The organism is Methylobacterium sp. 1030 (genome assembly GCF_040544715.1).
Taxonomy (GTDB): Bacteria; Pseudomonadota; Alphaproteobacteria; order Rhizobiales; family Beijerinckiaceae; genus Methylobacterium.
This window is the reverse complement of record NZ_JBEPKM010000043.1, coordinates 1-15311: the sequence shown is the minus strand read 5'-3', so window position 1 is coordinate 15311 and position 15311 is coordinate 1. Positions and strand designations below refer to the sequence as shown.

Annotated in this window: 10 protein-coding genes and 3 pseudogenes; 6 read left to right on the top strand and 7 right to left on the bottom strand. The window is 65.9% G+C overall.

What is annotated here, in order from left to right; translation table 11 throughout:
- The 3 genes and pseudogenes from ABIC30_RS31110 to ABIC30_RS31100 all read right to left on the bottom strand — a co-directional run.
- Positions 1-210, bottom strand: a pseudogene (locus ABIC30_RS31110) (hypothetical protein); the annotation flags it as partial.
- Positions 194-1462 carry an IS256 family transposase gene (locus ABIC30_RS31105; protein ID WP_354456769.1) on the bottom strand — a complete coding sequence of 423 codons (1269 nt, stop codon included), beginning with the start codon at positions 1460-1462 and terminating at the stop codon, positions 194-196. The pseudogene ABIC30_RS31110 and the gene ABIC30_RS31105, both read right to left, overlap by 17 nt.
- Positions 1463-1589: 127 nt before the next feature.
- Entirely contained in the window at positions 1590-2456 is an 867-nt protein-coding gene (locus tag ABIC30_RS31100; RefSeq protein ID WP_354456768.1) for a TonB family protein, read from the bottom strand.
- Positions 2457-3313: 857 nt separating this feature from the next.
- Between ABIC30_RS31100 and exbB the strand changes: the two genes are divergently transcribed.
- The 6 genes from exbB to ABIC30_RS31070 all read left to right on the top strand — a co-directional run bounded on the left by exbB (position 3314) and on the right by ABIC30_RS31070 (position 12087).
- Positions 3314-3985 carry a tonB-system energizer ExbB gene (gene exbB / locus ABIC30_RS31095; RefSeq protein WP_354456767.1) on the top strand — a complete coding sequence of 224 codons (672 nt, stop codon included), beginning with the start codon at positions 3314-3316 and terminating at the stop codon, positions 3983-3985.
- Positions 3986-3990: 5 nt separating this feature from the next.
- Positions 3991-4425, top strand: a complete 435-nt coding sequence (gene exbD, locus ABIC30_RS31090) for a TonB system transport protein ExbD (RefSeq protein WP_354456766.1) — start codon at positions 3991-3993, stop codon at positions 4423-4425.
- A gap of 195 nt (positions 4426-4620) precedes the next feature.
- Positions 4621-5889: a M16 family metallopeptidase gene (locus ABIC30_RS31085; RefSeq protein ID WP_354456765.1), complete on the top strand. Its 1269-nt coding sequence runs from the start codon at positions 4621-4623 to the stop codon at positions 5887-5889.
- Between the two features lie 140 nt (positions 5890-6029).
- Positions 6030-7250 (top strand): M16 family metallopeptidase, encoded by a 1221-nt coding sequence (locus ABIC30_RS31080; RefSeq protein WP_354456764.1) that lies wholly within the window; start codon positions 6030-6032, stop codon positions 7248-7250.
- A gap of 204 nt (positions 7251-7454) precedes the next feature.
- The gene (locus ABIC30_RS31075) at positions 7455-10076 is read left to right on the top strand and encodes a TonB-dependent siderophore receptor (RefSeq protein ID WP_354456763.1); all 2622 of its coding nucleotides are present in this window, start codon (positions 7455-7457) and stop codon (positions 10074-10076) included.
- Positions 10077-10314: 238 nt separating this feature from the next.
- The gene (locus tag ABIC30_RS31070) at positions 10315-12087 is read left to right on the top strand and encodes an ABC transporter ATP-binding protein/permease (protein ID WP_354456762.1); all 1773 of its coding nucleotides are present in this window, start codon (positions 10315-10317) and stop codon (positions 12085-12087) included.
- Positions 12088-12291: 204 nt separating this feature from the next.
- On the opposite strand, the gene ABIC30_RS31065 is transcribed toward ABIC30_RS31070, so the two are convergent.
- The 4 genes and pseudogenes from ABIC30_RS31065 to ABIC30_RS31050 all read right to left on the bottom strand — a co-directional run.
- Entirely contained in the window at positions 12292-13215 is a 924-nt protein-coding gene (locus ABIC30_RS31065; protein ID WP_354456761.1) for a DUF4880 domain-containing protein, read from the bottom strand.
- Between the two features lie 87 nt (positions 13216-13302).
- Complete coding sequence (locus tag ABIC30_RS31060; RefSeq protein ID WP_354456770.1) at positions 13303-13821, bottom strand: sigma-70 family RNA polymerase sigma factor; 519 nt, start codon at positions 13819-13821, stop codon at positions 13303-13305.
- Between the two features lie 242 nt (positions 13822-14063).
- Positions 14064-14356 (bottom strand): annotated as a pseudogene (locus ABIC30_RS31055) (transposase); the annotation flags it as partial.
- Positions 14357-14540: 184 nt separating this feature from the next.
- A pseudogene (locus tag ABIC30_RS31050) lies at positions 14541-15311 on the bottom strand (ISL3-like element ISMdi2 family transposase); the annotation flags it as partial.

The following is a 15311-nucleotide window of genomic DNA, read 5'->3' as shown; positions in this document are numbered from 1 at the left end:
CCGACGGAACTGCCGCAGTCGCTTCTCGATCAGCGGCGCGTAGGCGAGAACCCAGCGGTTCAGGGTGGAGTGGTCGACCTCCAGACCCCGTTCCAAGAACAGCTCCTCGATGTCGCGATAGCTGAGCGGATAGCGCAGGTACCAGGAGACGGCCTCCACGAGAGCTATGCAGGATTTTAGGTGACGGAGGTGGTCAGGCGGCGCGGTGATCTGGGCTCGCGACGACCTCGGTCCCGTCGCGGAAGATGACGCCGGCCACGACCTTCGGCAACTGGTTTTCGCCCTTCAGCCGCCGCCAGGTTTTCGACGCCGCCATCACCAGCTTGAACACCATCAGCTTGGCGGTCGTGGCCGAGAGCGCCCCCTTGGTCCGGACCGTGCGATGGCGGACGGTGGCGAACACGCTCTCGATCGGGTTCGAGCTGCGCAGGTGATCCCAGTGCTCGGCCGGGAAGTCGTAGAACGCCAGCAGCGCCTCCCGATCCTTGGTCAGGCAGGCAGCGGCGCGGGGGTACTTGGTCCCGTATTTCTCAACGAAGACCGCCAGCGCCACCTCGGCTGCCGCCCGGGTCGGCGCGCCGTGGATCTCGCGCAGGTCCGCCTTCATCGCCGGCTGGATGGACTTCGGCACCTTGTCGAGGACGTTGGCGGTCTTGTGAACCCAACACCGCTGGTGAGCGGTGCCGGGGAAGACCTCGTCCAGCGCCCGCCAGAAGCCGAGAGTGCCGTCGCCGACCGCGATCTCGGGCGCGATCGACAGCCCGCGCCGCTTCACGTCGACGAGCAGCTCGCGCCAGCTCTGGGCACTCTCGCGCACACCCACCTGGAACCCGACGAGCTCCTTCTTGCCCTCGGGCGTCGCCCCGATCAGCACGAGCATGCACTCGGCCTGCTCTTCCATCCGGGCCTGCAGGTAGACGCCGTCGGCCCAGACGTAGGCATAGCGGCGCGCGGAGAGATCGCGGCCCTGCCAGCGGGCGTACTCATCCGCCCACGTCGCCGTCAGCCGGGCGATGACGGCCGGCGACAGGTTCGGGGCGTCACGGCCCAAGAGGGCGGCCAGCGCGTCCTGGAAGTCGCCGGTCGAGACACCGCGTAGGTACAGAACCGGCAGCAGCGCATCCAGGCTGGGGATGCGCCGCGCCCATTTCGGCAGGATGGTCGAGGTGAACCGGACCCGGTCCTCAGACCCGCTCGCACCGCGATCCCGGACACGGACCCGCGCGACTGGCACCGGGCCGATGCCGGTCTGGATCGCCCGCTCCGGCCCGTGACCGTGCCGCACCAGCCGGGCCCGTCCATCCTGCAGTCGCAGGTCCTGCATCACGCTCAAGAAGGCGTCCGCCTCCATCTCGACAGCCTGGGCGAGCAGGCGGCGGGCGCCGGCCCGCAGCACCTCGGTCAGGGGATCGTCGAGGTCTTCGGGATGACGAAGTCGGACGACGTTGGTAGGTGTCTCCATGGCGTATCGCTCTCGGCTCGAGAGGTTCTGGCAGGCTCGACACCCGCCTCGATACGCCGCCTTCAACACACCGTCGTCACCCAATCTGCGGCATAGCTCTAACCAAGGGCATTGACCGTCCACGCCCTCAACGGGATTGGAAATTCATGCGAAACGTCAGCATCGTAGCGCCGGATGGCGGGGGCGGCAGCGGCGACGCGCGATGAATGGTCTCGATCGCCGCGCGATCGAGTTCGGGGGATCCGGAAGAGGCTACGACGGACGCGGACGAGACCTGGCCCGAGACCGCGATGGCAACGCGCAGGATCGGACTGCCCGTTGCCGTGACGCCGCTGGGATATCGCTTGTTCCGGTTCAACGCCGCAGCCACTTGGCCCTTCCAGTCCGCGGTGCTGGCCGAACTCGCGGCGCCGGCCGATGCCGCGCGCGTGGCAGCCGCCCGCTGGTCGGAACGCGGTGCGCTCGCGGTGCGAACCGCCGCCGCCTTCGATGGAGCCTGGGTCGGCCTGGGCTTCTGCGCCGTCTTTTCCGGCTTCGGCTTCTCGGGTGCCTTCTTCTTCTCGACAGGCTTCAGCTTCTGCTTCGGCGGCGGAGGTAGGGGCGCCACAGCGGCCACGGGCGCCTCTTCGGCCGTCGCGATCGGCTTGGTTTCCTCGGCCTCTTCTCGCGGTCGTTCCTCCTTCGGCGGCTCCGCTGCAGCGGAGGCCGCCTCTTCGGGTTTGGAGACGGCCGCATCGACCTGCGAGGCCGCCTGCTCGATCGTTGGCGCGAGTTCGATCATCACAGCCCCCATGTCGGCCTGCGTCAGAGGCTCGGCCCGCGGCGCGTGCAGGAGGTACCAGGCGATGCCGCCATGCAGGGCGAGGACGACGAGGACAGCCGCCAACCAGAACGTGATCTGCAGCCGCTGGGCGCGGCGCTCCTCGGCCTCAAGCGTCGGCTTCATGGAATAAAAGGCCTGTGCCGGAACCGCGGCCCTCATCATCATGTCCATGGCTCACCTCACGATCCGCGCGTCGGCAGGACGCTGGATGGCACGTGCTCCTCCTACAATCCGTGGATCCGCCCTCTGCGCCGATCCCCTTCAACCCGGCGCTGAGGAGCAGCACCGCTCACCCCGATGTCATCGGGGTGACGATCGGACCGATCGAAATCGCACTGATTCTCGGAAATGTTTTCCGCGGGGCCGTCGGCTCTGTCCTTCGGCGAGCGTCGGCAGCGACGCTCCAAACCGCGCGCTGCCCTCCGACGGCGCGCGCCTCGCCGAGTCCCGGTGCGGGGCCAGCCACGAACTCACCTCCTGCGCGACCGCGCGTCCCCTATCGCAGGCACACGGATGCCAGCGCCGCCGTCGACCTGGACGGACGGCTCTCATCCTGCGCCGTCGCGGCCGTCCTGTGGACCGCGCCCCTGAAAAATTCGCCGACACCCGTTTCAATTCGGCCGCCTCGTCGCACAACTGATCGACACCAAACGATCATTGGAGGTCGATCAGCCATGTCGGGACAGATCCACGCAGACGCCGTGCCGGGGCTGGCCCGTACGTCGGGCGGCTTCTTCCGAGCCGGGATGATCCTAGTCTTGGTGATCGGATGCTGTCTGGCGCCCTTGAAGGTGCCGAGAGCGCAAACCCCATCCCCGGAGACGGCGGGTCAGACGGCGCCGGCGGACGCGGCGCCCGTGAGCAAGTCCCCGATTGCAGAAACGACTGCTCCGCGCCCCGCGGAGGAGGTCGGCCAGGCTGCCGTCCCGGCTGTGCCCCGGAGTGAGGGCTCAGCGCCGCCATTGCCGGCGCCGAGCCCCGCCCCCCTGAAGGCGTCGGCCGCGGCGATGCCCCACGACCTTTCGCCGATGGGGATGTTCCTCAGCGCCGATCCGGTCGTCAAGGCGGTGATGATCCTGCTGGCGGCAGCCTCGGTCGCGACCTGGACCGTCCTGTTGGTCAAGGTGGTCAGCCTCGGCCTGGCCAAGCGGCGCATGCGGCGAAGCCTGGACCAGCTCCGTCAGGCCGACAGCTTGGGCGGAGCGCTCGAACGCGTCCGTTCCGGTCTGGCGCTGCGGTTGCTCGTCGAGACGGAAGATGAACGCGCGCTGTCCCGCGGATTGTCGCGCGAGGGCATCAAGGAGCGCGTGGCGATCGCGCTCGAGCGGATCGAGGTGTCGACGAGCAAGCGGATGGCCGTCGGCACCGGCATCCTGGCCACCATCGGCTCGGTCGGCCCCTTCGTCGGCCTGTTCGGCACGGTCTGGGGCATCATGGGTAGCTTCATCGGCATCGCCAACGCGAACACCACCAACCTCGCCGTGGTTGCCCCCGGCATCGCCGAAGCGCTGCTGGCCACGGGTATCGGCCTTGTGGCCGCCATCCCCGCCGTCGTCATCTACAACGCACTGACCCGCTCGATCACCGGCTACCGCGTCATGATCGGCGACGCCGTCGCGCTGATCATGCGCCACCTCTCGCGCGAACTCGACCGGCGCGACATCGGCGGCGGTCCCGGCCTGCGCCTCGCAGCGGAGTAGGCGCCATGGCAGTCAAACTTGGATCCGACGATAGCGATCTCGCCGAGAACGCCGACATCAACATCACGCCGTTCATCGACGTGATCCTGGTGCTGCTCATCATCTTCATGGTGGCCGCACCTCTGTCCACGGTGAGCGTTCCGGTGGAACTGCCGACCTCCTCGGCCGAGCAGCAGCCGCGCCCTGACAAACCGGTCTTCCTCAGTGTGAAGGCGGACCACTCGCTGGCTCTGGGCGATGACGATATCGCCCGCCCGGCCCTGGGCGACGCGCTCGGAAAGGCCACCAGGGGCAACAAGGACGAGCGCATCTTTCTGCGCGCGGACAAGGGCGTGTCTTACGGGGAACTCATGCAGGTGATGAACCTGCTGCGCGCAGCCGGCTACCTCAAGGTCGGCCTCGTCGGCCTCGAAGATACGGGAGGTACGGCGCCACACTGAGGTAGCGTCCCCCCATCCGGCCGGACCCTCCTGCGGAAAGTGAGGGGGGCGGTCGTTTCCAGGCGGTGGCGGGAGAATCGTGTCACCGGCTTCCGGGCAGGAGATTAGGTAACTTCGATGACATCCCCACCCGCAGTCCCGCGTGCCGTGCCGTCCGACGAGGTGGTGCCTCCGAACGGGCCGGGCCGTTTACCCATGACGCCCGCGATTAAGATCGGGCGCCTCGCCAACGGAATGCAGATTGTCGTCATTCCCGATCGGCGTGCGCCGATCGTCACCCATATGGTGTGGTACCGCAACGGCTCGGCCGACGATCCCGTCGGCCGGTCCGGTGTCGCCCACTTCGTCGAACACCTTATGTTCAAGGGCACGGAGCGCTATCCGGCCGGGCACTTCACCCAAATTCTCGCGGCGGAGGGCGGCCAAGAGAACGCGTTCACCTCTTGGAACTACACCTGCTACTACCAACAAGTACTGCGCGACCAACTCGCTGTCTGCATGGCCTACGAGGCTGATCGTATGCACAACCTCGCATTCGACGAAGCCCTGATCGCGTCCGAGCGGGATGTGGTCTTGGAAGAGCGGGCGATGAACTTCGACAGCCGCCCGGAGACATTGCTCGCAGAGATGATGATCTCGGCCGCGGTGCCGACCCATCCTGCGGGACGTCCGATCATCGGCTGGCGGCCCGAGATCGCGGGTCTGACTGGCAGGGACGCGCGGGCCTATTACCGGCGCTTCTACCAGCCCAACAACGCCATCCTCGTCGTGGCGGGCGACGTCGATCTCACGCAGGTCATGGCTCAGGCCGAGAAATCCTACGGTGCGCTGCCGCCCGGGGAGCCAGTGCCCGACCGCCTCCGCGAGCAGGATCCGCCGTTGCGAACGCTGCGGCTCATCACGTTGCGCGACGAGCGCGTGCGGCAGCAGCAGTTGCAGCGCCTCCACATCGTGCCCGCGCCGCGTATGGCGGTGCCCGGCGAGGCGGAAGCGCTGGCGGTGCTCGCCGTGCTGCTGGGCGGAGACCGCACGTCGCTGCTTCAAAACCGCCTCGTCGTCGAGCAGAAGCTGGCGACCTCTGTGACAAGCAGCTACCTCGACACGTACTTCACCGATCAGGCACGCTTCATGATGAAGGCCGTGCCGGCGGACGGCGTCTCGCCCCAGGCCCTCGACGACGCGCTGGACGCGGAACTGCACGCTGTCTGGATCCACGGTTTCGAGGCCGGGGCGATCGAACGTGCCAAAACGCAACTCGTGGCCGACGCCCTCTACGCCCTCGACAACCAGTTCCGTCGCGCTCAGGGTTACGGTCAGGCCTTGAGCCTCGGCCTGGGCGTCGAAGCCGTGGCGACGTGGCCGGCACGCATCGAAGCCGTGACCTCGGGGGCGATCCAGCGAGCCCTCGCATTGCTCAATAGTGCGGGTGGTGTCTCGGGTTACCTCCTCGGCGCCGCTGCCTGACCGATCGTGAACGGGACCCGGTCGTCCCGCTCCTGATCCTCTATACGCGCTCTGGCGCCGAGACTGCGATCGACACCTCCCTCATGACGCTTCATAGACCGCCCTCGACAGGTACCCGCTCCGCCGAGCGCGTGAGAAGAGTGCGCAGTCCCGGAGGAATCGAAGCGTGGCTGATCGAGGATCACGCTCTGCCGATCCTTTCCGTCAATTTTGGCTTCAGGGGAGGCGCCAATCTCGATGTGGACGAAAGGGCCGGCACCGCAGCGATGCTGGGCTCGCTCCTGACCGAGGGTGCCGGAAGCATGACCGCCACCGCCTTCCAGCAGGCGCTCGGCAACCGGGCGATCCGGATGACGTTCGGCGTCACGCCCGACCTCACCTGGGGTGATCTCAGATGCATGGTCCGGCACGCCGACCGGGCCTTCGAAATGCTCGGACTCGCCTTGCGCGAGCCACGCCTGGCACCCGAGGCGATCGAGCGCGCCCGCGCCCGAATGGCTGCGGCCTTGCGCGCGGCCGTCGAAAAACCGGAATACGTGGCCGGGCGCGCATTTGCCGCGGAGGGCTTCGCCGGCCACCCTTATGCCCGCGCGATCATGGGCGAGTCCGAAACGATCCAGGCGATCACCTGCGCGGATCTCCTCGCTCTTCACCCACGCCTCGTGAGCCGCAGCAACCTGCGGATCGGGGTCGTAGGCGCGATCGACCCCGATCGACTCGGCCCACTTCTCGACCGCGCGTTCGCGGATCTGCCGAGCCCGCTCGTTCCACCTGTCGCCCAGGTGACTCTCCGCGGCCTCGGCCGACGGGTGCTGAAGCGCATGGCGCTGCCGCAATCAACCCTCGTCTTCGGCCGTCCCGGCCTCCCCCGCCACGACCCCGATTTTCTCGCCTCCGTCGTGGTGAACCTCTGCCTTGGCGGCGGCTTCACCTCGCGGCTGTTCAAGGAGGTGCGCGAGAAGCGCGGGCTCTGCTACGCGATCAATTCAAGCCTCGCCGTGACCGACGGCAGCGCGACGCTGCGCAGCACGACCTCGACCCGCAACGACCGGACCGCGGAGGTCATCGACGTGGTCATGGGTGAGTTCCGCCGGCTCGTCGCGCAGGGAATCGGCGAGGAGGAACTGGCCAGGACCAAGGGCAACCTGATCGGGTCTCACTGCCTGCAGCTGTCGAACTCCGGCGCCCTGGCCAACGCGCTGCTCACGATCCAACTGGACGGACGCGATCCGGACTGGCTGGACCGGCGCAACAGCGGGATCGCGTCGGTCGGCATCGCGGATGCTCGCCGAGCGAGCGAGCGCCTGCTCGGCGACGGATCACTCTTTGTCGTCGTCTGTGGAGATCCCCCGGAGGACTGAACGCCCGAGTGGTACGCTCTGTCTCTGACGCCCGATCGCCGTCGTCCCACTGGGAACTGGCCCGCGGCTGCCACGGCTCGGCGATCAAGTGCGGGTGGCCGCGACAGGAAAATCTCGAATGTTTTTCCGGCCAAGGTTCTGTTTCTGACGCCTCGACCGTCATCCCTCCAGAAGCATGTGACAAAATGCCTTGGGGGTGTCGTGATGCTAGGTCGGTTGGGTGCATGGGGCTTGGGATGCGCGCTACTCTGCGGCGCCTCCGTCGCGGCGCTGACGCTCGGCATCGCCCCCGCCGTGGCGCAGGAGAAGGTAATCGACTTCAACATCGCGGGAGGCTCGCTGAGCAGCGTCCTGACGGCGATCGGCAGCGCCGCGGCCACACCGATCTCGTTCTCGCCGACGGTGGTGGAGAACCTGCGCACGGGCCCGATCGTCGGACGCATGAGCGTCGGGCAAGCCGTGTCCCGGGCCCTGTCCGGAACGAAGCTGCGTCTCGTCACCGGATCGGGCGGGATGCTGTCGATCGTGGACAGTGGGGCTAAACCAAGTGCTTCGGGGGCAGGCGCCGCCGTAGCGACCGATATCGCCGACATCGACGTGTCCGGCAACGGCACGCGCCTGACCAGCGACCCCCTATCGACGGAAGGCTCGAACAGCTACGCGGTATCGGCGTCCAACGTCGCCACGAAGACGGGGGTCTCGATCCAGGAGACGCCGAAGAGCGTATCGGTGATCAGCAACCAGCAGATCAAGGACAGGAACATCACCACGCTGGATCAGGCCGTCGCCGCCATGCCGGGCCTGACGGTACAGCCCGGCGGAGGAGCGACGGGCAGCAGCGGCGCGGGGCTCGCCACCAGCAATCTCAACACGGCCTACCAATCGCGCGGCTTCACCATCAACAGCATTGCGATCGACGGCGGTCAGCCGATCACGGTGGGCAGCCCCGCAGCCGGCTTCGACTCCAACTTCCTCCCCATCTTCGATCTTTCATCCTACGACAGCATCTCAATCGTGCGGGGCTCCGCCGGGCAATATTCCGGATCCGGATCGCCCGGTGGTGTCTTGAGCCTCCAGCGGAAGCGCCCCTTGGCCGCGGCAGGGGGATCAATCAGCCAGGACATCGGCTCGTTCAACACGTATCGGACGGTGGGCGACATCTCGACCGGCGATCTTCTCGATGGTCTCGTCAGGATCAGGAGCAGCTTCGTCTACGACGACAGGGACTATTTCTACCGATTCGCCGGCAAATCGGTGAAGCAGGGCTATGTGAATGTCGAGATCACCCCGGCAGAACAGACGCGGATCAATCTCGGCGCCACGATCAACGAAACCATCGCAACGCCGTGGATCGGAGGGCTTCCAACATACCCGAACGGCACCAAGGTGCTCTTCTCGCGCGATACGTGCCTCTGCGCACCATGGGCCAAGGCGACGGTCTTCGGACGGGAGTATTTTGTCCAGGCGGAGCAAGATATCGTCGACGATTGGACCTTTCATTTCAATGGAACGATAAACCAGCAACTCTCCACGAGCAACGTCCTTGTCTCGAACGCTCTTCCAAATCACGGCGTAAAATCGGACAACACAGGCCTAGATTGGTTTGCCGGATACAGCAAAATTATATCAGACCAATATTCGGCCGATGCATATATCAACGGGAAGGATGAAATATTTGGCATTTCAGTCGAGCCGATTTTTGGATTCAGCTACTCGAGCATCCAACAGGGACTCCCCTCTAAACCTCTTACCTATGTTTATCCGGGAAGCACAAGCGTCAACGTTCTTAGCTTGACGCCCTGGACCTTCCCGCAGATGCCACTCACCAGTTACACAATATCGAATGCGTATGATCGCAATTACAGCCTTGAGCAGCTCGCCGCATACACGAGCATGCGGATCTCTCCATTGCCGTGGCTTCACGTGCTCGTGGCTGAAAGGTTCAGCACGTATCAGGCGAATAGGGATAGTGTTAACAATGGCAAAACAACCTCGAACGGACTCAAAGCGACCAACCTACCCATCCCCGACGTGGGCGTAACGATCGACCTTGATCCGACCATGTCCATCTATGGATCCTACGCGACGATCTTCCAGCCTCAGAATCAAGAGAGCAGCCCCGGCACACTGCTCGGACCCATGACCGGGCAGACCTGGGAGGCGGGAATCAAGCGAACCGATCTTGATGGCGCGCTGAACACGTCGCTGGCGTTCTACACGGCGCATATCCTGAACTATCCGACCGTCAACTACGCGAGCCCTTACACCGGCAATCCCAATTTCCAGAACTGCTGCTATCTCGCTGATGGGGCGACACTGGAAGCCAATGGTGTCGACTTCGAATCCACTGGAAAACTGGCACAGGATTGGGACCTGACTTTCAGCTACAACTTTAACGACAACCGCATAATATATGGCAGCCGCGGCAATCAGGATCATTCACCATCGACCCGTGTTTTCCCCCGGCACCTCGCCAAGCTGTTCACGGTGTTCCGGCTCAAGACGGGATGGTCTGAGTTCGACGCGTATCTCGCACCCGTCCGCTTCGGCTTCGGCGCGGAATTCAGTGGGGCGACCTTCTACACCAGCCAGATCTTCTCTAACAGTGGTGGGAAATCCGTTAGAAACGATATCACGGTCCGGCAGAGCGAGGGCACGACCTTCAATGCGTTGATTCAGTACCTGATCGATGAGAAGACGACCGCGCAGCTGACCCTAACCAACCTGCTGGACCGCAAGTATTACTCAAATGTCGGCGGCCCCACCGGCGGGAACTGGTACGCCCAGGGGTTCAGCGCGATCGGCAGCGTGCGGGTGAATTTCTGAGCGGGTGTACGACCGGATCCAAGCCGGACGACGGGAGGCCTGCGCTCATCCGTAGCGCCGCCGGTCGTCTCCGGAAGGGGTGCGGCCTCGTTCGGAGGCCGCACCTGCGGATCATTCTGCATGGGGGCGAGCCGATCGTGAGCCGGGTCCACCACCGGCCCGGACGGCATCACGAAGGCCGCGTCCCGGCAGAAGTCCCGGCGGACCGGAGGCATCCGGATGCAGTGAGAAGACCTCCATGTCCTTACAGGCCACACAGCACGATGATGGAGTTCACGTCCATGTCGATCCGCGCAACTTCAAGATCGGCAAGCTCTTCTTCGTCCGGCTGTGGCGCTTGACCAAGCCCTATTGGACGCGCAGAGGCGCGTGGCGGTCGTGGCTGATGGCCTCCGTAACCCTGTCCAGCAGCTTGGGATTCGGCCTGTTCGGCGGCGCTATCACGCTCTATACGGCCTCCCGTACCAACGAACTCCTGGCCAAGAATGAGGCCGAGTTCTGGAGGTTCCTCACCATCGTGGCGGCACTGGTCTTTCTGCGCACCGTCATGACGTCCGGGCAGACCTTCGTCGGCAATTTTCTAGTCATCCATTGGCGGCGCTGGCTCACGGCGCGCTTGATCGATCGGTATATGGCGCGCCGGACTTATTACGACATCCATGCCGCGCAAACTATAGACAATCCGGATCAACGTATCCAGGAGCAAGTTGCACCGTTCTGCCTGAGTGTCGTTGACTTCCCACGGCAACTTTTCGGAGCCGGCTTTGATGTCATGGTCCAGATCGCGATCCTTTCGCAGATCTCGGCCGGACTGCTCGTGGCGACGCTGACCTATGTGGCGACGCAGTTCGTGCTGAAATACTTCCTCTATCGGCCCACGATCCGCCAGCAGTGGGACTCGACCGTGGCCGAGGCCGACCTTCGCTACGGCCTCCTGCATGTGCGCGACAATGCCGAAACGGTCGCCTTCTATCGCGGAGAGGCAGCCGAGCAGACGCATCTGGGAGAGCGCCTAGACAAGGCGATCCGGGCGGAGCTGCGCATTCTCCGCTACAAGCTGGTCATCGCGGGGGTCAGCGATGTCTCCGGCCTCGTCCTCCAAGTCCTGCCCCTGCTCTTCCTCGCCCCCCTCTTCTTCGCCGGCACGATTCCGTACGGATCGATCGTCGCGGGTACGACGGCGGCCGGGATGATCGTCAGCAGTCTGAGCATCATTACCAACGCGGTGCCAACCATCGTGCAGGCGGCGCCCAACGTCGTGCGACTGGCGGAGATCCAGGAGAAGTTCGACGCCCTCGCCACCACGCACCACGACCCCTCGGTTCCGCGGATCGCGGTCCGGAACCATGAGCAGGACAGCGTCCTCGTTCAGGGGCTCACGCTTCGCACCCCCGGCGGCGAGCGCGACCTCATCGTGGACCTGAACGTCGAGATCGCCCGCGGCGAGCGTCTGCTCATCACGGGGCAGACCGGGGTGGGCAAGAGTTCGTTGCTGCGCGCCATGGCCGGCCTCTGGACGCGGGGCGAAGGCGCGATCGTGCTGCCCGATCCGCAGCACATCATGTTCCTTCCGCAGCGGCCTTACATGGTGCTGGCGGATCTGCGGACGCAGATCACCTACCCGCATCAGGACACCCGCGTCTTCAGCGACGACGAGTTGCAGGCGATCCTGGCGCGCGTGCGCCTGCAGGATCTCGCCGCGCGCATGGGAGGCTTCTCGGCGCGCCGCGACTGGGGGCGCCTCCTTTCGCTCGGCGAGCAGCAGCGGATCGGCTTCGCGCGGCTGCTCGCGACCAAGCCGCGGCTCGCCTTCCTGGATGAGGCGACCAGCGCGCTCGATCCCGAGACGGAGCGGGATCTGTATCATCAGCTCCGCCGGTCCGGGGTGACCTTCGTCAGCGTCGCGCACCGGCAGAGCGTGTACGCCTACCACGATCGGCACCTGCATCTCACGGCGGAGGGCTGGAGCCTCGCGCCGGTGAACGACGGAGAGGCGGGCCGGGCCGCCTGAGCCGAGGCCTTGACGACCGACGTCCCGCCGCGCGATCGCGGGGCAGGAGATCCATCATCAGGAGGTCCATCGCGGGGCGGGATCAGCCCGCAGCGGACGGACTGAACACGGCGCGTCCTCCGGACACCCGTCCCGCGCGGCCATTCCGGCGCCCGGCAAGCCACCCGGTGCGATGCGGCCGCTCCGGCGGCGCGTGATCCGAGGTCACATGTCGACGTTCAGCCAGAACGGCGTGACCATCCGGACCTTGATCGGCAGAGTCTCCGAGAGCGCGAGAAGCGTGTCGCGAGGCTCGCGAAGCTTGAACACACCCGCGATCCGCATCGCGGCTGCCGCCGGCGAAATCCGGATCACACCGACGAAATACGGTCTCAGGCTCTGGACCAGGGCGGCAAGTCGGCCATCTTCGATCACCAGGAACCCGGTGGACCATGATGTCTCGCGCGCGACGTCGACCGCGCGCCGGACCAGACTCCCGTTTTCCAGCGCCAGCCCCTGTCGCGCATCCACCTCGAACGGGGCGCGTCCGGGGATCACGGCCGTCATCGCGGCGTCAAGCGGTGCCGCCGAGAACTGGGTGTCGTCATCGTGCAGGGACACCCGGCCCGTCGACGGCTTCAGCAGCCAGTCCCCCAGCGCGAGATCGACGGCATGGGACGACATGCCGCCGGGCTTGAGGAGCAGACTGCCGGCCAGAAGTTCGATCCTGTCACGATCAATCCCGCTTCTCAGGTTGACGGCCGAGCGTGGACCCAGGATCACGACGCTTCCGCGTGGAAGTTCGATCTCCTTATGCTCGCCGGTCCAGGTCTTGTGGTCGGCCAGGAGCGTGCGCAGCGGGACCAACCGATCCCCCACGGCAAAGGACGTCATAGCCGCGGCGCCGAGCATGGCGGTCCTGAGGACGCGGCGCCGGTCTGTGGCCTCCTGAAGCGCGCGCCGTCCCAGGGATCCCTTGGTGAGCGGCGAAGCGCTGACGACGCTCAGCGTTCCAAGAGAACGCGACAGGTTATCCCAGGCTCGCCGATGTGACAGGTCGGCATCGTACCACACAGCGAACTCGGCCTGCTCGCGTTCGGTTGCCTCTCCGGAGCTCAGATTCACGCGCCACATGATAGCCTCGGCCACCGCTGGTTCGGCGTCTCCGTCAATCAGACCGAGCGGGGAGGGAGAGCGATCGTCGGAGGACATCTGGGCCGGGGGCGATGCCGAAGGTCAGCGATCTGGATGGTACTGGTAGAACCGGAGCAGGCCCTGAGCAACGTATTTTCTGACCATGGTGATCGAGACGCCGATCTCCGCCGCGATGGCGGTATAGGTCATTCCATCCACTTGGCTCATGAGGAAGGCTGCACGCGCGCGCGGCGACATGGTCGACAGGATGGTGCCGATTTCTCGCAGGGCCTCAAGGACGATGGCTTGATGTTCCGGCGATGCGGATAGCTCGGTGGGCTGTGCAGCCAATTCGGCTTCGTAGGCCTTCTGGAGCTGATTGCGGCGGAACAGCTCGATGGAAAGTCGGCGGGCGATCGTCACCATCATCGCGCGCGGTTCGCGCACCGCCGCGAGGTCGTCGATTGCAAGCAGACGCAGGAAGACTTCGGCTGCGATATCTTCGGCAGACACCTGAGATCTCGTATGCGTCCTAACCCATCGGACCAGCCAGGAATTGTGCTTTCGGAAAAGTACATCCAGAGCGTTTCGGCCAAGAGTCAAGGATCCATGTGCGGGCATCGACTTAGCCATATGGTATCAATTCACCGACGTGACTCTCGGAGCAAGAGGCTCGGTTGGGAAGCGCGATAGTTTCACGTTTTTCAGCCTATGGAAACCGTGCGATCAAATTTAGAAGCATCATCTATGCCAGCGGCGAGGCCCGCGGGCATCTATCTGCGTCGCCCGGCGTCACAAAGGTCAAACCATTCGCCGCGCTGCGGCGCGCCGTCGGGACCACCGCTCGTGTCTGTCCGGGATCCTGAACCGTGTCCGGGAGCGGCTCCGTCGTGGCCGGCCCGCCCGCCGCCCTCGGGCGTCGCCCGCAGCGTCCGGCTGTCGAGGATGGCCGCCGACGGCTCGGCGTCGCGCCCGGCCGCCAGACGCAGCCCGGCGCGAAGGTTCGAAGCCGGGGGCTCGAAGCAGCCCGCTGACAGCCAGCGTCGCGCCTGGCGGTGGACCGTTGCCCAGGGCGGCAGATCGTGGGGCGTCCAGTGCCGCGGCTCGCCCGTCTTCATCGCGTCGCGCAGCCCGCGAACACCTCCCGCAACGGATGGGCGGGTCGTGTCCCTGGAGGTGGTGTAGCTCGCCGGTAGCGGGAGAGCCCGCCTGCGCGCCCTTCACAGCGCTGTAGCAGGCGGGATCTCCCGCGGGGTGGTCATCGGCGGGGTTCCTCCGCAGGTTCGGTGCTGACGTTGGGAGGCGCTCGGTCTGGTTTATCGGGCGGTTTCTCGTCCGCCTCACGCGGCGTGAAGGACGCGCTGCCGGAGCAGGTCGAGCCCGGCGCGGCCGTACATGGAGCGCTTGATCAGCTTCAGGCGGTTCACCTGATCCTCGACCGCCCCGTTGCTCCACGGCTCGCCGATGGCCGCGTGGACAGCGGCCTCGTCCTGCCGCAGCCCGGCGACGAAGCCGCCGAGTTCACTCGTGGCGGCCGCCTCCAGCCACGGCTTCAATGCGGCCGGATCGCGGGCGCGCAGGATTGCCCCGAAGCCGCGTACCTGCTCGGCCGCGGCCTGCAGCCTGGGCGCAAGACCACACAGCGCTACGATGAAGCGGCGATCCGCGGGCGGGAGGCTGGCCGGATCGCTTATCAGGCACCGCGCGATGAGGCGTGTCGACGGGATGCGGGCCGAGGGCGGTCGGGTTGGAAGGTCCCGGCGCCGTCGCTTCGCCCAGCGCTGGACGATCTCGTAGCCGCCCTCGAAGCCGATGGCGCGAAGCTCGCGACACAGGCCCGCCGCGTTGTGCTGACCGTCCTGCCAGCGCGCCTCGACAAAGCGCAGATAAGCATCGAGCCGGCTTGGGGCCGGTGCCCGGCGATAGGGCACAAACGCCCCCACGCGCAGCCAGCGTCGTACGATGTTGCGGGAGGCGCCGAGCGCGCGCGCGATCGTCTTGATCGCCACGCCCTCGCCGTGCAGGCGTAGCGCCGCCTCGCAGCGCTGTCGTCGCCGGCCGCTCTCGTGCCCAGTATCCTGCTCCGGAGGCGGGTCAGCAAGGGCGAGCGC